Genomic DNA, 17,729 nt, shown 5'->3' on the forward strand with positions numbered 1-17,729 from the left:
GGTGGAGCCGGGGGGACCATCCCCGCGGGTGCGGGGAGCAGGCCTCCACCGTCACCGTCTCCTGCACCGACCTGGGACCATCCCCGCGGGTGCGGGGAGCAGGTCTCCTCAAGGATGATGCGGCGGGCGTAGCCGGGACCATCCCCGCGGGTGCGGGGAGCAGGCCGAGCGCTACGCCGACTACCTCCAAGTGGGGGGACCATCCCCGCGGGTGCGGGGAGCAGCCGATGTAGACGGCCTGGTCCGTGGCGTCGTCGGGACCATCCCCGCGGGTGCGGGGAGCAGGGCCGCACGCCGCCTTCGGGCAGGGGCAGTCGGGGACCATCCCCGCGGGTGCGGGGAGCAGACTGCTTGACCTGCGAGTTTATGGCCGCAGAGGCGTGTTTTCAGCAAGGTTTGAAGATTCCGGCAAATAGGACATGAGGTGATGGGAGATCCCTTAGACGCGTCCATGGTTAGCCGGTCATCATATGACCAGGAAGTGCCGTCTCTCAGCAGACTCTTCTCTTTGCTGGTTTTGATGGGGCGATCCTGGTTTTCCCTGTATGAATCACTCATGAGTGATGGGGGGAACGCCCGTTCCAGCCTGTTGCGTCGGCTTGGGCAGCCGGCCAGGGCGGTGTGGGCCAAGCAGGACTGCAAGACCGATGAGTGGCTCCCGCTGTGGCGGCACATGGAGGACAGTGCCGCAGTGGCGGGCCTGTTGTGGGACCGATGGCTGCCCGTAGGAGTGCGGCGGCTGATCGCCGAGGCGTTGCCTCGAGGGGAGTCGGACGCGCGTGCCCTCGCCGTGTGGCTCGCTGGTGTGCACGACATCGGCAAGGCCACTCCGGCATTCGCGTGCAAGGTCGACCAGCTCGCCGACGCGATGCGTGGCCAAGGACTGGAGATGCGTTCGGCGAGGGCCTTGGGACCGGATCGACGGATCGCCCCGCACGGTCTGGCCGGGCAGGTACTGCTGGGGGAATGGCTGGAGGACCGGCACGGGTGGACGCCCGCCCGGACTGGACAGTTCACGGTTGCTGTGGGCGGGCATCACGGTGTGCCGCCAGAGCACGGACAGATCAAGGCCCTCTATGAGCATGAGGAGTTGCTGCGTACGCCGGGCACGAGCAGCCATGTCTGGCGGCAGGTGCAGACCGAGCTGCTCGGCGCCTGTGCCGAGCACTTCGGCGTGGCCGAGCTGCTCGGCGGATGGCGCGGGGTCAGGTTGCCGCAGCCGGTGCAGGTGCTGCTCACCGCGCTGGTCATCGTCTCCGACTGGATCGCCAGCAATCCGGACCTCTTCCCGTACTTTCCCGACGGCGCATCCCGCAGGGACGATGAGCGTCTTGCCGCGGCCTGGCAGGGCCTGGACCTGCCAGAGCCTTGGCGGGCCGAAGAACCAGCGGGCAGCGCTCAGGAGCTGTTCACCGCCCGGTTCGACTTGCCCGCGGGAGCGGAGGTACGCCCCGTCCAGGAAGCCGCCTTGGGACTCGCCAGGGAGCTGGAGACACCCGGGCTGATGATCGTCGAGGCGCCGATGGGCGAAGGGAAGACGGAGGCGGCCCTCGTTGCAGCCGAGGTCTTCGCCGCACGCTCGGGCGCCGGCGGGGTGTTCTTCGCCCTGCCGACGATGGCCACCGGCAACGCCATGTTCCCCCGGCTGCTCGACTGGCTGGACCGGGTCCCGGGAGTGGCGGGCTCACGCCGTTCCGTACACCTGGCCCATTCCAAGGCGGCCCTCAACGAGGACTTCGCCGGCCTGATGGCCCGTACCGGAGGGGTCGCAGCCGTGGATGTGGACGAAGCGGCGCCCGCATCGCGGCCGGGATCGGACGGACAGCGTCGTGCGGGAGCCGAGCTCGTGGCGCATGCCTGGCTGCGTGGCCGTAAGAAGGCCATGCTGGCGTCGTTCGTCGCGGGCACCATCGACCAGTTGCTGTTCGCCGGCCTGAAGAGCCGGCACCTGGCGCTGCGTCACCTCGCCGTGGCCGGGAAGGTCGTCGTCATCGATGAGGCGCACGCCTACGACACCTACATGAGCGTGTACCTGGACCGGGTGCTGTCCTGGCTGGGTGCGTACCGGGTTCCGGTCGTGGTGTTGTCCGCCACTCTGCCGGCCTCACGCAGGCGGGAGCTCCTGGCGGCCTACTCCGGCCGTGGTGATGCGGCGGTCGTCTCCGGGGACAAGGTTGAGTCGAACGAGTACCCGTTGCTGACCGCCGTCGCTCCGGGCGACATTCCGTTGGTCCGGCGCCCGCAGGCCTCGGCCCGGTCGACGCAGGTGCGGGTCGAGCGTCTGGCCGACGGCCTGGATGTCCTCGCCGACCGGTTGGTGGAAGAGCTGGCCGACGGCGGGTGCGCTCTGGTGATCCGGAACACCGTCACGCGCGTACTGGAAACGGCTCACGCGCTGCGCGACAGGTTCGGTGCCGAGAACGTGACGGTCGCCCATTCCCGTTTCGTCGACCTCGACCGGGCGGGCAAGGACAAGGCACTGCTCCGCCTCTTCGGACCCCCGGAGAAGACGAACGACCGGCCCGCGGGCCGACACATCGTCGTGGCCAGCCAGGTGGCAGAACAGTCCCTGGACGTCGACTTCGACCTGCTGGTCAGCGACCTGTGCCCGGTCGACTTGCTCCTGCAGCGCATGGGCCGCCTGCACCGCCACCGGCGCGGAGAGGAACAGCAGGATCGCCCCGAACGCCTGCGCACCGCGCGTTGTCTGGTGACGGGGACCGGCTGGGACGCGGAGGTTCCCGTACCGGTGCGCGGGTCCGTCGCGGTGTACGGGTGGCACGCCCTGCTGCGGTCGGCGGCCGTGCTGCTCCCCCACCTGGACGGCGGGCCCCGGCGGCCGGTACGCCTCCCGGAGGACATCAGCCCTCTCGTGCAGGGCGCGTACGGGGAAGACCCGGTCGGGCCGGACGGCTGGCAGGACGCGATGAAGGTGGCGGCCGAGCGGTTCGAGCAGCACCGCGACGACCAGGCCCAGCGCGCCGCCGTGTTCCGGCTGGGAGACGTCGGCAAAGCGGGGCGGCCACTGTTCGGCTGGGTCGCCGCCGGCGTGGGCGACACCGACGACACCCCCACAGGGCGTGCCCAGGTCCGCGACAGCCGGGACAGCTTGGAGGTCGTCGTCGTGCAGCAACGCGGCGACGGCAGCCTGGCCACCCTTCCGTGGCTCGAACCGGACGGCAAAGGCCGGCAACGTGCCGGCCTCGAGCTGGCGCAGGACGCGACGCCGACACGGTTCGCGGCCCGTACGGCCGCGAGCTGCGGACTGCGGCTCCCCCTGCAATTCTCCGGCGAGACCATGGACCGGGCCATCGAGGAGCTGGAGCAGTTGTATCTGCCCAACTGGCAGGGCAAGGACAGCCCTTGGCTCGCCGACCAGCTGATTCTCGCTCTCGACGAGGATTGTCAGACCCTCCTGGCAGGGTTCGTACTCCGCTACAGCCCAAGTGACGGTCTTGAGGTGACCCGTGACGAAGACGACTGAACCCTCCGGCGCCGGTGAGGTGGTGGGTGAGGCGTTGTCCTTCGATCTGACGAGCCAGCCGTGGATCGGTGTGCTGCGGGGCGACGGATCTCAGGAGGAGCTGTCGCTCCGCCAGGTCTTCGCACAGGCCGGCGATCTGCGGTGCATCGTGGGTGAACTGGCCACCCAGGAGTTCTCCTTGGTCCGGCTCCTGTTGGCCGTCGCGCACGAAGCGCTGGATGGCCCGGGCGACATCGAGGAGTGGGCGGAGCTCTGGGAGGACCCCGACTGCTTCGCTCCGGTCCAGACGTATCTGGACGAGCACCACGACCGGTTCGACCTGCTGCACCCCGTCGCGCCGTTCGGCCAGACGGCCGGGCTGCGTACGGCGAAGGACGAGGTGTTCTCCCTCAACCGGATCGTGGCCGACGTGCCGGCCGGTGAGCCGTTCTTCAGCGCGCGGATGCCGGACGTGCAGCGGCTGTCCTTCGCCGAGGCCGCCCGCTGGGTCGTCCACGTCCACGCGTACGACACCTCCGGCATCAAGTCCGGCATGGTCGGCGACGACCGCGTCAAGGGCGGCAAGGTCTACCCGCTCGGCACCGGGTGGGCGGGAGGCCTGGGTGGCGTCTTCGTGGAGGGTGACACGCTGCGCGAGACGCTGCTGCTCAATCTGGTGGCGGCGGACACCGAGCTGTTCAACTTTTCTGCCGATGACCGGCCGGCCTGGCGTCGTGAGCCCTGCGGGCCGGGCGCCGACGGGCGGACCGCGACCGGTCTGCGCGACCTGTACACCTGGCAGTCGCGCCGGGTGCGACTGCACCACGACGCGAACGGCGTCCACGGTGTCGTCCTCGGCTACGGCGATCCACTCGTCTCCCGGAACATGCACCGCGACGAGCCGATGACTCCGTGGCGGCGCAGCCCTGCGCAGGAGAAGAAGCTGGGGCAGTCCCCTGTGTTCCTGCCGCTCGAACACGATCCGGCCCGTGCGGCCTGGCGGGGCATCGCCGCGCTCCTCTCCGACCGGTTGCAGGACACCAGCGGCGCCAAGGGTCCCTCCTGGCTGCGGCCGCGGATCCTCGAGTGGGTCGCGCGGCTGGTGACCGAGGGCCACCTCCCCCGCCGCTTCCTCGTCCGTACCCGGGTGGTGGGTGCCCGGTACGGGACCCAGCAGTCCGTGATCGACGAGGTGATCGACGACCGTCTGGAGATGCCGGTCGTCCTGCTGCACGCGCAGGACCCCGCTTACGCCACGCAGGCCGTCGCCGCGGCCGAGGACGCCGACCGGGCGGTGCGCATCCTGGGGGATCTCGCGGCCGATCTGGCCCGGGCGCGTGGTTCCGAGCAGGAGGGTCCGAAGATCTCCGCCCGTGCCGAGGGGTTCGACGCGCTGGACCATCCGTACCGCGGCTGGCTGTCCGGCATGGCGAAGGCGCCCGACCCCTTCGCGCACCGGCAGATCTGGCAGCGCCAGGTACGGCACACGGTGGGCCGTCTCGGCGACCGTCTCATCGCCGCCGCGGGTGACGCGGCCTGGGAGGGACGGATCCACACCGACCACAAAGGCGGCACCCACTGGCTGAACGCGGGCCTGGCCGACGTGTGGTTCCGGGGGCGGCTGGCCAAGGCGCTGGGCGATCCCGACTTCCCCGGCACCCCGGAATCCGGCGAGAAGGGCACCGCCCCGCCCGAGGGCGGGCCGCCCGGGCCCGGACCCACCAGCCTGATGGGGACCGAGCACGCCGCGACCGACCCGGAGGTCCACGTATGACCACGACCGCTTCCGCATCCGCTTCCGCCCCGCACGCTGCAATCCCGGTTCAGCAGCAGGTCGCGGAGCTCGCCGCCACGCTCATCGGGTCCTGGCAGGAGGGGTACCTCAAGGACAGGTCCCACGCCGTCGGCGCTCTCGCCCGACTGCGCCGCGGTGCGGGCCGTGAGGCGGGCGAGACACCCGATCTGTGGAGTCTGATCGACACCGGTCCGCTCCACGCCACGGCCGCAGGAGCACGGCCGTTGAGCGAACTGGAACTGGTGCGTGCGGAGAACGCGCTGCACGCGGCCCTCACCCTGTGGGCGTTCCACCAGCAGTCTCGCGGCGTTCCCATGCACCGTCGGCACACCCGTGAGCGGCCGGGCGGCCTGGGCGCGGCGGTCCGGCGCCTGATGCCGGCCGACGGCACCGACGCCCCCGTCCGCAAGCGCCTGGTCCGCGCGGGCACCGCCCCCGACCTCGCCACGCTCACCCAGCGGCTGCGCGACATCGTCGCTCTGCTGCGCAGCGCCAAGACGCCCATCCCACTCGACTACGCGCTCCTCGCTGGCCAGCTCTACCTCTGGCAGTGCCCCGACGGGCCCGCCGCCGTACGGCGGCGATGGGGCCGCTCCTTCCACGAGCAGCTGCGAATCCGGCCGGACACCGCCCCGGACACCGACGAGAACGCCACCCCGGACACCGAAAAGGACGCCTCGTGAACCGCATCTTCCTGGACGTGCACGCCCTGCAGACCGTCCCGCCCAGCAACCTCAACCGGGACGACACGGGCGCTCCCAAGACGGCCGTCTACGGCGGAGTCCCCCGCGCCCGGGTCTCCAGCCAGGCGTGGAAGCGGGCCATCCGTACCTGCTTCGCGGACGAGCACCTGCTCGACCCCGCCGAGCTGGGCGTGCGGACGAAGAAGATCGTGGAACTCCTGGCCGACCGGATCACCGAACTCGACGACTCCGTCGAGCGGGAGACGGCGCTACAGCTTGCCGACGAGACGGTCAGGGCCGCGGGCTTCAAGACCGAGATTCCCAAGCGGAAGGCCGAGCAGGCGAAGAAGGACGGAAGCCCCGCACCCGCTCCGGAGAGCAAGTACCTGGTCTTCCTCAGCTCCCGGCAGCTCGACGGCCTGGCCCGCCTCGCGCTGGAAGGCGCCGCCGACATCACGTCGTTCCTCAAGGCCAAGGAAAACAAGGCCCGGGCCAAGGAGCTCGCGGACACCCGGCACTCCGTGGACATCGCGCTGTTCGGCCGGATGGTCGCCGACGTCGCCGACATCAACGTCGACGCCGCCGTCCAGGTCGCGCACGCCCTGAGCGTCCACCGCGTCGACAACGAGTCCGACTACTACACGGCCGTCGACGACGAGAACACCGACGAGGAGACCGGCGCCGGAATGATCGGCACCGTCGACTTCAACTCCGCCACGCTCTACCGCTACGCCGCACTCGGCGTGCACCTGCTCGCCGACAACCTCGGCCAGGGTCTGCGTGAGGAGGAGCCGCGCACCGAGCCGGTGCGACGGGCCGTCGAGGCGTTCGTGCGGGCCTTCGTGGAATCCCTCCCCACCGGAAAGATCAACACCTTCGGGCACCACACCGAGCCCGACGCCGTGGTCGTCAAGCTCCGCACCACCCGGCCCATCAGCTACGTCGCCGCCTTCGAGGACCCGGTCCGCAGCGATGGCGGCGGGCACCTGCGCGAGGCCGCCGACCGGCTCGCCGCCTATGCCTCGGACGTCGAGCGCGCCTACGGCGACCTCGACACGACCCGCACCTGGGTCCTGCGGGTCGGCCCCGCCACGCAGAAGCTCGCCGCCCTCGGCATCGAGGCCGGCACGCTGCGCGAACTCGCCGCCGCCGTCGGACAGGCCGTCGCCGAACGCCTGGACACGCCCGCATGAGCAGCACCGGCGTACTCGTCCTTCGCCTGGCAGGCCCCCTGCAGTCCTGGGGGGCCTCCTCCCGCTTCACCCGCCGCACCACCGAATCCGCACCGACCAAGAGCGGCGTCATCGGCCTGCTCGCCTCGGCGGCCGGCATCGATCGCAGCGACGACACGAACCTGGCCCCCTTGGCAGCACTGCGGTTCGGAGTCCGCATCGACCAGCCCGGCACCCGTATCCGGGACTTCCACACCGCCCACCACGGCGTCACCGGGGCGTCCATGCCGCTGTCCGAGCGGTTCTACCTGGCCGACGCCGTTTTCGTGGCCGCCGTCGAGGGCGACCAGGCCCTGCTCGCCGGTCTGCACGACGCCCTGCGCGCCCCGGTCTACCTGCCGTACCTCGGCCGGCGCTCTTGCCCGCCCTCCGAGCCGGTCGACCTCGCGCAGTACGAGGACACGACACTCGAGAACGCGCTGACAAACGTGCCGTGGCAGGCCTCCGCCTGGTACCGCAGGCGCCACCGGACCCCGCAGTCCCTGACCGTCCTGCGTGAGAGGGCCGGCAACGAGCCCGCCGAGTCGGCCGACGTCCTGCGAGACCAGCCGGTCAGCTTCGACACCGCCCACCGCAAGCACGCGCTGCGCACCGTCGTCACCACCGCCGTGCCCACTCCCATTCCTGCCGGCGGCGGCAGCCCACAGGGCCCGCACGACCCGTTCGCCGCCCTCGATGCCCTGGAGAATGAGAGCGCCTGATGTTCCTCTCCCGCTTCCGTGTCAACACCGCGCGGCCCGGCGCTCGCCGTCTGCTGTCGTCGCCCCAGGCCATGCACGCGGCGGTCATGTCGTCCTTCCCTCACATCCTGCCCTCCGACAGTCCGCAGCCCGACGCACCGCGCGTGCTGTGGCGTCTGGACCAGCGGGGCCGCGCCGAGGTGCTGCTGTACGTCGTCAGCCCCGACCGTCCCGATCTGACCCATCTGGTCGAGCAGGCCGGTTGGCCCGCCGTCGCTGACCCCGAGAACCCAGGCTGGCAGACCCGCCCCTACGCCCCCCTTCTCGACCGTCTGGCCGCCGGCGACCGCTGGGCGTTCCGCCTGACGGCGAACCCCGTGCACACCGTCCGCCGCAAGGAGGGCGAACCCCGCAAGCTCACCGCCCACCTCACGCCCGTTCACCAGATGGGCTGGCTGCTCGACGAGGAACGGCAAAAGCGCCTCGGCTTCCGGATCTGCGAGAAGCCGACAGACCGGCGTCTCCTGCCCGAGGGCTCCACCCACCAGAAGCGGCCCCACTCCGGCGACCGGTACGAGCTGGCCGTACAGGACAGCCGCTCCCTCGCCTTCGACAAGTCCCGCGGCTCCGGCAGCCGCCGGGACAAGCCGGTCACCGTCGTCACCGTCACCTTCGAAGGACGGCTGGAGGTCATTGATCCCGCCGTGCTGCGCCGCTCCCTCACCCAGGGCATCGGCCGGGCCCGCGCGTACGGCTGCGGCCTGCTCACCCTGGCCCCCCTCACCCAGCCGGCGAGCCCCACCCCATGAGCACGATCTCCCAACGCACGGCACTCACTCCACGGCAGCTCACCCGCCCCGGCGAACGCCTCTCCTTCGTCTACCTGGAACGCTGCACGGTCCACCGTGACGCCAACGCCATCACGGCCCAGGACGCGGAAGGCACCACCCACATCCCCTCGGCGACCATCGGCACGCTCCTCCTCGGCCCCGGAACACGCGTCACCCACCAGGCCATGAGCGTGCTCGGGGAAACCGGCGCGGCCGTCTGCTGGGTCGGCGAACACGGAGTGCGCTACTACGCCTCCGGCCGCGCCCTCAGCCGCTCCGCCGCCCTCATGGAGGCCCAGGCCCGCCAGTGGGCCAACCAGCGCAGCCGCCTCGCCGTGGCCCGCGCGATGTACCGGCTGCGCTTCCCGGACGAGGACCCGACCGGTCTCACCCGGCACGAACTCCTCGGTCGCGAGGGAAGGCGGGTCAAGGACTGCTACCGGGCCGAGGCCGCCCGCACCGGCGTCCCCTGGCGGGGCCGCCGCTACACCCCCGGCGACTTCACCAGCGGCGACGCCGTCAACCAGGCCATCACCGCGGCCGCCCAGTGCATGTACGGCATCGCCCACGCCGTCGTCACCTCCCTGGGGTGCAGTCCGGCCCTCGGTTTCATCCACTCCGGCCACGAGCTGTCCTTCGTCCTGGACATCGCCGACCTCTACAAGACGGAGATCGGCATACCGCTCGCCTTCGACATCGCTGCGCAGGACGAGGAGGACACCGGCCCACGCACCCGCCGCGCGCTACGGGACCGCATCAACGAAACGTCCCTGCTCGACCGATGCGTCAACGACATCCGGCGCCTCCTGCTCCCCGAAGCAGCCGAACCCAGCGGCCCCGCCGACGACCGGGACGTGGTCACACTCCAAAGCGATCACGGCCACCAGGTCGCCTCCGGCACCAACTACGACGGCCCCGAGGACTACGGGGACGAGCTCTGGTGACCGTCATCGTCCTCACCAACTGCCCGGCCGGCCTGCGCGGCTTCCTCACTCGCTGGCTGCTGGAGATCTCTGCCGGAGTCTTTGTCGGCAACCCCTCAGCCCGCATCCGCGACGCACTCTGGGAAGAAGTCCAGCAGTACGCAGGCCAGGGCCGCGCCCTGCTGGCTCACACCACGAACAACGAGCAGGGCTTCACCTTCCGCACGCACGACCACGCCTGGCACCCGACCGACCACGAAGGCATCACCCTGATCCACCGCCCCGACCCCAACACCCCCGGCCCAGCTCCCCAGAACGGACCACCATCCGGCTGGAGCAGAGCCGCCAAACGCCGACGCTTCGGCAGAGGCTGATACAGGTTGAGTACCTTAAGGTCGATTTGCCAGAATCAATGAAGTTACCCAAAAGCCGCCTCCGGCGTCCGTAAAAACGCAGGTCATCCAGTCTGCTCCCCGCACCCGCGGGGATGGTCCCATGTCCCAGCCGCAGGGAGACGAGGCCGGAGTCTGCTCCCCGCACCCGCGGGGATGGTCCCTGCCGGGACCAGTGGCTCATGCACCTCTGGTTCTGCTCCCCGCACCCGCGGGGATGGTCCCCAGGCCACGCCGGAGGAGAAGGCCCAGGGCGCCTGCTCCCCGCACCCGCGGGGATGGTCCCGTCCGCTACGCCATGGTCTGGTCCGACATCAACTGCTCCCCGCACCCGCGGGGATGGTCCCCGGGTCTGTCGACACGCTGAAGTCGATGACCGCCTGCTCCCCGCACCCGCGGGGATGGTCCCACCTCGTGCCGTTCGAGGTAGCCGTGCTCGCCCTGCTCCCCGCACCCGCGGGGATGGTCCCTACTGGTGGATCACTCTCAGGGAGCCGGTAGTCTGCTCCCCGCACCCGCGGGGATGGTCCCACCAATCACCGCCCGGAAGGGGCCATCGTGCACTGCTCCCCGCACCCGCGGGGATGGTCCCCAGAACAAGGCCAGCCACTCCGGAATCGGCGACTGCTCCCCGCACCCGCGGGGATGGTCCCGACTTCCGCGCGAACGCATCCTTTCTTTCCTCCTGCTCCCCGCACCCGCGGGGATGGTCCCCTGTTCCCGCACAACGAGATCCTGGAGAACGCCTGCTCCCCGCACCCGCGGGGATGGTCCCTCGCTGCCTCTGTCTGTGACCCCCGGTCGCCCCTGCTCCCCGCACCCGCGGGGATGGTCCCGTCGCCGCCTCCAGAGGCAGGGAGTCGACGTCCTGCTCCCCGCACCCGCGGGGATGGTCCCGTCGCCGCCTCCAGAGGCAGGGAGTCGACGTCCTGCTCCCCGCACCCGCGGGGATGGTCCTCACCCCATGATCGTCTCCGTCTCCGCCGTGCTCTGCTCCCCGCACCCGCGGGGATGGTCCCTCCCGCCGCTGCCGCGAAGGCGACCGGCTGTGCTGCTCCCCGCACCCGCGGGGATGGTCCCGCGGACGGCAGGAAGATCGGCCGGTACGACTCCTGCTCCCCGCACCCGCGGGGATAGTCCCGCTGGCGACCTCCAGCGGCGGGCCGGGGTTCGCTGCTCCCCGCACCCGCGGGGATGGTCCCGGCTCGGACGCGTGGACCCGGCGGACGCAGGCCTGCTCCCCGCACCCGCGGGGATGGTCCCGCCACTACTCCGGGTCTTCTGGTCGGTCACATCTGCTCCCCGCACCCGCGGGGATGGTCCCGAATTCACGTCGGAGTGATCAAGCAGGAGTACCTGCTCCCCGCACTCGCGGGGATGGTCCCGCGATCGACGCGACGTACTGCCAGTCCCTGGGCTGCTCCCCGCACCCGCGGGGATAGTCCCATCAGCGGCATCGGCGTGCCGATCGCCATTGGCTGCTCCCCGCGCCCGGGGGGATAGACCCGACTTCGCCCTGAACAACTGTTGGGCGGCAGGCCGCGCCCCGCGCCCGCGGGCGTGGTCCCCTGCTCACTGGCGCCAGACTCAGTGCCGGTCTCTGCTCCCCGCACCCGCGGGGAGGGTCCCGCGTTCGCGAGGACCGCGATGCCGGGCAGGGACGCCAGATGCTCCGCCGTGCCGGGCCGGGCACGGTCGGCTTCCACCACCGCACACGCGGGGATGTAGAGGAACCAGCCGGCTTCGACGTGAGCACGGTGGATGAGGCGGAAGGCAAGGAGGTTGCCCTGACCGGCCGCGGCCATCGCGGTGTCGTCCAGGACGATGTGCATGGCGTCGCTCATCGGGCGGTCACCCGTGCCAGACGGCGGTCCAGCTCATGGTCGAGGTCCCTCTCCTGATCGACGGACGGCGGCCCGCGCCTTCTCGGCTCGCTCAGCCCGCTCTGCGGGCGTCAGCAGGGTCTGTGCCATCCACGGCAGGTAGGCGCGCAGTGACAGACCTTCCGCAGCGGCTATGGCAGCGAGCCGGTTTTGGGCTTCCTCGGGGATGCGAACGCTGGCATCAGTCATTCTCGTGCTCCTTCCCACTCCCCCGTGCTACGGGTACGTACCCGTAGCACGAACGCGGGGTCTCGGGTGCTTCGAAGCCGACATGCCGGATCCCGCAGCATTCATCATCGGGGCCCGGCTTGCCACACTCGCCCGGATGGCCACCGCGAAGACACCTCCCACCGACTCAATGCAGCGAACGTTCACTCCGGAATCTGGACAGCCGGCCAAGCTGTGCGCACCGTCGTCACATATCGGCGCAATGCCGATTAATTTGGGGTGAGCGGTTTTTCGCAAGGGGTGGCGGAGGGTGGCGCTCTTTCGAATCGTGTGACGAGATACCCGACTCCTTCATTGAATTGTGGCGTCGTAGGCGGCTCGTATGCCCCGAGGGCGGACTCGGGGAATGGAGCCGGCCTGTCGAGGTGCCGCAAGGGGGACGGCTCGGTCTTATCCGTGGGCGGCTTCACGCTGCCCGAGAATTCTTGGAGAGGGGGGCACGCAGCGGCCCTGTCCGCGCGTGCTGACCTGTGGTGATGAGCAACATTTTGCGAGAGGCGGGACCCGAGTACCTCGCCGGGCTGCTGGTCCTGGCAACCGGGGCCTTGACCGGCGCTCTGGTACGCGCCCTGCGGCGCCGGACGCTAGCCCGCCGGCAGGCGGATCACCCGCGCTCGGACGACTGATACCTGATTTCACACCGCCATGAAATGGAGATCGCATGCCCTCACGAAAAAACGTCGTCCGAGGGACGACAAAAAGCGTCGTCAGCAAGACGACAGAGTCACGCCCCGTTGAGGAATTCAGCCGGGAAGCGGCCTGGCAGCATTTACACACTCCGCCGGAGCATGATCCCAGCGAGTGGGAAGGCGAACTGGCCCGGGTGACCAGCGAGTTCTCCGTAGCCGACCGCGACCTGACGAGCATCGCCGCGAAATACGACCTGGTGGTGCAGCGCGCCCGCTACCGCGACCCGGGCATGGACGAAACCAGCGTGCTTGCCGCGCTCCTGGTCATCCGTACGCTGCGCGACAAGCTGGAAGCCGACGAGCGCAAACTCATCAGCACCGCCCGGACCCTCAAGATCACATGGAGCAGGATCGGGAACGCGTTGGAGCTCAAGAGCCGGCAGGCAGCCGAGCGCCGGTTCCTGCAACTGCGTGATGACCTCGAGGATGTGGCCGGTGACGTCCTCACCCAGGCCGAGCGCGTCGAAGTAGCCCGTGCCCGGCGTGACCGCCGCACCGAGTACACCTGGGCCACGAGCCACGCCACACCGATCATCTCGCTGGCGCTGCGTCTGCACGCTGTGTCCGGCCTGCAGCAGCGCGCGGACAACTCGCCCGCCGCCCTTGCCGCCTATCAGCGGGCGGCCAACGGTGCGGTCTTCGAGGGCCGGCCCGCCCCGCCGCCCCCGCGGATGCCGTGGCCGGCGCGGCTACACGAAGCAGTGCAGGCCTACCGAACCCATCAGCAGGCCGACCGGGAGTACCGGATGCGGGCGGCGATCCCCGGCCCGCTGGAGGACACGCGGCCACCTGCGGGCCTGCTGGCGCCGGTGGCCTTCGACCGCCTCGTGCACGACATGTTCGGACTCATCGGCCACGCCCTGGACATCAACCTGCACGACCACACCGACATCGTCGAGGACGTGCAGAGCCTCTACAAGAAGGCCGGCCCAGCCTCCCCCCGCGCGCTGGAGAAGTGAGCTCCGGGCCACGGGCGCGGCAGGGCGTGGTGGCTCTAGCCGTATCCGGGATACATAGGCCACTGCGATTCCACCCCCACGCCCGAGGTGCGGCCTTGGTGGCCGATGCTGATGACGACGCGGGCCCGCGCGTGGTGGCGCGGGCACCGCAATGCTGTGGTTTCCAAGCCGCCAAGCCGAACGCCGCTCTCGTCGGCCTTCTTCCGGTGGGCTATGGCCAAGAGGGCGTGTTCCGCGCCGGGCAGGGTGATGGTGTGTCAGGCGGCTGTTGTGGTGTGGGCGGGTTCGGCGGGTGCTGCACGGTCGTCGATGACGATGCGGACGGGTTTGCCTTCTCCGTCGGTGCTCGGGTGGGTGATGATCTCGTGCACTGCGGCAGTGATCTTCTGCTGGATGTGGCTTGCGATGGCTTGCGTGACCGGGTTGGCCGCAGTCTGCGCGATGTGGTTCAGGCTGGTGAGAGCGGCGACGAGGCTGGGGCCGGAGAAGCGGACACTGACGAAGCCTTCGTGGTCGTCGACCTTGCCCGGGATGTGGAAGTGCTGCTCGTTGCCTGCGGTCTGGATGAGGAAGGCCCAGGTGTCGCGGTGGGCTTCGACGATGGCGTGGGCGATGCCGGCCGCAGCCCGCAGGACGGCCGGGTCAGGACTGGAGGGTTCCGCCTCGGTCTCGGATCCGGCTTCCGGGTCGGATACGGGTTCAGGGTCCGGGCCCGGGAGGGGGTGGCTCGGCGGTTCGGGGTCCGCGGCGGGAGCCGGTTCGGGCGCGGCCGTTGCGTGGCTCGCGGTGGCGCGGAGCTGTCCATCGATCTGGGTGACAGCGCTTCGGATGGCGACGATCTCGTTGCTGACCTGAGTGAGCGGGCCGCCGACGAGGTCGGTGGTGCGGGTCATGGCGTCACGGGCGACGGATCGGATGTCGGCGAGGCCGGAGTTGATGGCGGCGGTGGTGTCGTGGCGGAGTTGGTCGAGGGTGTGCTGCTGGTCGGCCGCCTGCTGCTTGATGGCCGCGACCTCGGTGGCCAGTCTGGAGAGCTGGTCGAGGATCTGCTGGAGCTGAGCCCTGTCGCCGCTGCCGAATGGCACGGTTCCCCCCTCATAGGCACGAGTGACCTGAATAGGGTGGAGTGGGGATAACTGCCCTGCAAGGATGCGAACTGGCCACGGGACATGCTCGGGTTGCAGCCGGACCACGGCCTGGCGGAGCATCAATGGGGCGCTCGGGTCCCGCGCACCGGCCGGGTTGGCCTCGGCCGCACGGCACTTCCATGCTTGGCTGGACGGCCAACGCCAGCCGCAGGCCGGCCCTCGAGGCCGGCAAGAGGACCGGCCTCGCTTCACCGGCCAGGACCGTTGCAGCAGGTCGTAGTGCGACACCACTCACGCCTACTGGGGGTGGGGCAGGTAGAAGATCTCCTCCCCTGCCGTGTCGCCCACAGGGTGCGAAACGTTCCCCGGCCCCAGAGGGCGGCCGGCTTCCGCCCGGGCGGGCTGCGTGCCGAATTTCGACCAGGACCTCAATCCTTTCGGCGGGCCCGAAGATCTGGTAATCCTCGGTCGTCGGACCGTAGACGCGGACCTTGCTGCGCGGGTCGGTGCCCACCAGGGCGCGGGCGATGGGCGGCAGTCCCAGGCCGAGGGCGTCGCACCCGTGGTCGTAATTGAGCTGGAGCAGTTCCGCGGTGACCGCCTGCCAGTCGCCGACCTGGGGCCAGAGTCGGCCACCGTCCAGTTCGTGGGTGAGCGTGGCCAGGGGCACGATCTCGCCCGGGCGTCGGCCGCGGGTGAGGCGTTCGCGGATGCGGGCGCCGTCGGCGTGGCGGACCCGGGGAATGCAGCAGGGTGGCTGCGTCCACGAGCGAGGTGTTGATCTCCTGTCCGGGGGTCGGGTAGTAGGCCTCGTGGGCGAAGAGCAGGTACACACCGCCGGTGGACTGCTCAGAACCGTGGTGGGGCATGTCGGTTTCCTCCTTCAGAGCGGGCACAGGGTTCGGCTGAGGACTGATGCACGGCGTGGGTCCGCCCCGGCCCGCCGGCTGTCTGCCCGTCCGGCCGGGGTGGGCCGAAGGGGCATCTTGGGCCGCGGGCGTGGCGACCTCCGTGGCTGCAGCCAGAACGGGCGCAACGGTTCTGGGAAGCCGCTGGCCGGTGGTGTCGGGGTGGTCATGGCGTACTTCCCTGCGTCGGGCCGGTGAAGGCGGTGGCGCAGGTGGTGCAGCGTCCGTCGCCGTGGGGGTGGGCGCGGCGCGGGGTGGGGCCGGGGCAGGTGGCACACAGCGGCCAGTCGAGGCACGCCGGGCACAGGTCCTCACCGGGTGCGGTACAGGGGACGCCGCAGCCAGCGCATTCGACCAGGGCGCGGTAGGTGAGGGCTTCGGTGACGGTGCGGGCCGCGGGCCCGGTGGACGACCGCTCGGGAGTAGCCGCTGTGGCAGGCGGTTCGTCATCCAGGACATCGCCGGAGTGTGCAGAGCCGGTGAGGGTGGTGGGTGGTGGGTATGCCTGGGCGGCACGCAGGCGGGCGGCGATGATCGCACCGACGCTGGTACGCACCGGGGCGGGCAGGGGACGGCTGGCGATGACGTGGCGCAGCTGGGCGCTGGTCCAGCCGGACTCCAGCATCACGGTCACGATCCGGCCCTGATCGGTCAGTGCCTTCCCGGTCAGCAGCAGCTCGGGCTGAGCGGCGCCGATCTCCAGCAGCAGCTGGAGCCCGGGATGCATCTCATCAGCCGCAGGCACCAGCGGGACAGCCGGCGAAGCGTCGGCGGGCGAGCTGTGGGCCAGGGGCGGTGCTGCCTCCGACCGGTCCGTCCCCCAGGTGCCCCTCGAGCCGGTGGCGCGGGCGCAGGGACGGAGGGGTCTGGTCTTCTGCTTGTTGGTCTTCTGTCTCTTAGTCTTCTTAAGGGGGCGGTTAACCACCGTAGGTTCATCCACCGGTGGAAAACCCGACTCTGGTTGTGACCTGCGGTTCTGCAGGGCTGGCAGGTCGGTGATGAAGTACACCGCCGCACCGAGGGTCCCGTCCGGACCGCGCTCGCGTTCGCGGACGAGGAAGCCCTGCTGCTCCAGCTCCTTCACTCCGCTCCTGACGGCCGCCTCGCCGTCCCGGCCGCAGCGGGCAAGGTCGGTGACCTTCATCCGCCAGCCCTCCCGGTGCGTGGAGATCAGCCCGAACAGCCCCTTCGCCTTGTAGGACAGCTGGCCGTCACGGAACAGTCCATTCGCGATCTGCGTGAACTCATCACCCGCCATCACACCCCGACGGATCCCCGCACCGAACCCACCGCCAACCGCTGCCCGCGGGCCTCCAGCCGCAGAGCGCGCCTTGGACGGCACATCGCTCAGGACGGCGGGGTGGTCGGTGATGCAGTAGACGCTCTCACCGAGGGTGCCGTCCGGGTGGCGCAGGCGCTCACAGACCAGGTAGCCGTGCTCCTCCAGTTCCCTCAGACCGGCGCGCACCGCGTCCCGGCCATCAGGCCCCAGGCGGACGAGGTCGGCGAGCGTCACCCGCCAGCCGCTGCGATGCGTGCTGACGTACCCGAAGATCCCCTTCGCCCGGTAGGACAACCGGCCATCCCGGAACAGACCGTTCGCGATCTGCGTGAACTGATCAGCGGCCATCACGCCCCGGCGGATCCCCGCACCGAAGCCGCTCACCACGGCTCCCCACACGCCCGGTACACGCGGCCGCCAAAGGCCTGGACGCGGACCACGACCACGGCACCGCCCAGCCCACCGGATGAGGAGACACACACAAGATCCATGCAGGTCAGCCCACCGGCCAACCCCGACCAGACAGACGACCACAACCCCCGACCACCAGTCACGAACCGACAACAGCCGCGCTAAACGGCCGTGGTCGGGCCGACCAGGAGAGCCAGCTCGCTTGCGCAGGAGGTCAAAGCCGGCGAGCGAGGCCGAACATCTGACACTTCAGCATCTTGATCCTGTTGACACGGCTGCTGAA

General features: G+C 70.3%; 11 protein-coding genes, 1 pseudogene and 2 CRISPR repeat arrays (1 of these 14 only partly in view). Of the genes and pseudogenes, 9 read left to right on the forward strand and 3 right to left on the reverse strand.

Annotated features, from left to right (window positions below; all coding sequences use genetic code 11):
• A CRISPR array of direct repeats spans positions 1–346; the repeat unit is 29 nt; unit sequence GGGACCATCCCCGCGGGTGCGGGGAGCAG; it begins 232 nt to the left of the window's first position.
• A gap of 327 nt (positions 347–673) precedes the next feature.
• The 8 genes from cas3 to cas2e are packed head-to-tail and all read left to right on the forward strand — an operon-like array spanning position 674 to position 9,980.
• The gene (cas3, locus tag ACGH52_RS00240; RefSeq protein ID WP_399946573.1) at positions 674–3,484 is read left to right on the forward strand and encodes a CRISPR-associated helicase Cas3'; all 2,811 of its coding nucleotides are present in this window, start codon (positions 674–676) and stop codon (positions 3,482–3,484) included.
• On the forward strand, positions 3,468–5,237 hold the full coding sequence (gene casA, locus ACGH52_RS00245) for a type I-E CRISPR-associated protein Cse1/CasA (protein WP_399936585.1): 1,770 nt from the start codon (positions 3,468–3,470) through the stop codon (positions 5,235–5,237). Before cas3 ends, casA begins: the two co-directional genes overlap by 17 nt.
• Positions 5,234–5,941: a type I-E CRISPR-associated protein Cse2/CasB gene (gene casB / locus ACGH52_RS00250; RefSeq protein ID WP_399936587.1), complete on the forward strand. Its 708-nt coding sequence runs from the start codon at positions 5,234–5,236 to the stop codon at positions 5,939–5,941. Before casA ends, casB begins: the two co-directional genes overlap by 4 nt.
• Positions 5,938–7,134 carry a type I-E CRISPR-associated protein Cas7/Cse4/CasC gene (gene cas7e / locus ACGH52_RS00255; RefSeq protein WP_399936589.1) on the forward strand — a complete coding sequence of 399 codons (1,197 nt, stop codon included), beginning with the start codon at positions 5,938–5,940 and terminating at the stop codon, positions 7,132–7,134. Before casB ends, cas7e begins: the two co-directional genes overlap by 4 nt.
• Positions 7,131–7,874, forward strand: coding sequence for a type I-E CRISPR-associated protein Cas5/CasD (gene cas5e, locus ACGH52_RS00260; RefSeq protein ID WP_399936591.1), 744 nt, complete (start codon positions 7,131–7,133; stop codon positions 7,872–7,874). Before cas7e ends, cas5e begins: the two co-directional genes overlap by 4 nt.
• The gene (gene cas6e, locus ACGH52_RS00265) at positions 7,874–8,662 is read left to right on the forward strand and encodes a type I-E CRISPR-associated protein Cas6/Cse3/CasE (RefSeq protein ID WP_399936593.1); all 789 of its coding nucleotides are present in this window, start codon (positions 7,874–7,876) and stop codon (positions 8,660–8,662) included. The genes cas5e and cas6e overlap by 1 nt, the downstream gene beginning before the upstream one ends.
• Complete coding sequence (cas1e, locus tag ACGH52_RS00270) at positions 8,659–9,627, forward strand: type I-E CRISPR-associated endonuclease Cas1e (RefSeq protein WP_399936595.1); 969 nt, start codon at positions 8,659–8,661, stop codon at positions 9,625–9,627. The genes cas6e and cas1e overlap by 4 nt, the downstream gene beginning before the upstream one ends.
• Positions 9,624–9,980 (forward strand): type I-E CRISPR-associated endoribonuclease Cas2e, encoded by a 357-nt coding sequence (gene cas2e / locus ACGH52_RS00275; RefSeq protein WP_399936597.1) that lies wholly within the window; start codon positions 9,624–9,626, stop codon positions 9,978–9,980. The genes cas1e and cas2e overlap by 4 nt, the downstream gene beginning before the upstream one ends.
• 92 nt (positions 9,981–10,072) lie before the next feature.
• Positions 10,073–11,627: direct repeats of the CRISPR family, unit length 26 nt; unit sequence CTGCTCCCCGCACCCGCGGGGATGGT.
• A gap of 211 nt (positions 11,628–11,838) precedes the next feature.
• Here cas2e and ACGH52_RS00280 read toward each other — a convergent pair.
• Positions 11,839–12,070, reverse strand: a pseudogene (locus tag ACGH52_RS00280) (hypothetical protein).
• An 862-nt stretch (positions 12,071–12,932) separates the two neighbouring features.
• Here ACGH52_RS00280 and ACGH52_RS00285 point away from each other — a divergent pair.
• Positions 12,933–13,757 carry a hypothetical protein gene (locus tag ACGH52_RS00285; RefSeq protein WP_399936599.1) on the forward strand — a complete coding sequence of 275 codons (825 nt, stop codon included), beginning with the start codon at positions 12,933–12,935 and terminating at the stop codon, positions 13,755–13,757.
• 257 nt (positions 13,758–14,014) lie between these two features.
• On the opposite strand, the gene ACGH52_RS00290 is transcribed toward ACGH52_RS00285, so the two are convergent.
• Positions 14,015–14,965, reverse strand: coding sequence for a hypothetical protein (locus ACGH52_RS00290; RefSeq protein ID WP_399936601.1), 951 nt, complete (start codon positions 14,963–14,965; stop codon positions 14,015–14,017).
• Positions 14,966–15,919: 954 nt separating this feature from the next.
• Entirely contained in the window at positions 15,920–17,419 is a 1,500-nt protein-coding gene (locus tag ACGH52_RS00295; protein WP_399936603.1) for a hypothetical protein, read from the reverse strand.
• Positions 17,420–17,729: the final 310 nt, after the last annotated feature.

The sequence above is a fragment of the Streptomyces sp. BBFR25 genome (assembly GCF_044590125.1).
In the GTDB taxonomy this organism is placed as follows: domain Bacteria; phylum Actinomycetota; class Actinomycetes; order Streptomycetales; family Streptomycetaceae; genus Streptomyces; species Streptomyces canus_D.

What these genes read in the sequence shown, in the direction of transcription:
- cas3 (WP_399946573.1), top strand. Translation starts at nt 674, where the DNA reads ATGGAGGACAGTGCCGCAGTGGCGGGCCTGTTGTGGGACCGATGGCTG.
- casB (WP_399936587.1), top strand. Translation starts at nt 5,234, where the DNA reads ATGACCACGACCGCTTCCGCATCCGCTTCCGCCCCGCACGCTGCAATC.
- cas5e (WP_399936591.1), top strand. Translation starts at nt 7,131, where the DNA reads ATGAGCAGCACCGGCGTACTCGTCCTTCGCCTGGCAGGCCCCCTGCAG.
- cas6e (WP_399936593.1), top strand. Translation starts at nt 7,874, where the DNA reads ATGTTCCTCTCCCGCTTCCGTGTCAACACCGCGCGGCCCGGCGCTCGC.
- cas1e (WP_399936595.1), top strand. Translation starts at nt 8,659, where the DNA reads ATGAGCACGATCTCCCAACGCACGGCACTCACTCCACGGCAGCTCACC.
- ACGH52_RS00290 (WP_399936601.1), bottom strand. Translation starts at nt 14,965, where the DNA reads ATGCTCCGCCAGGCCGTGGTCCGGCTGCAACCCGAGCATGTCCCGTGG.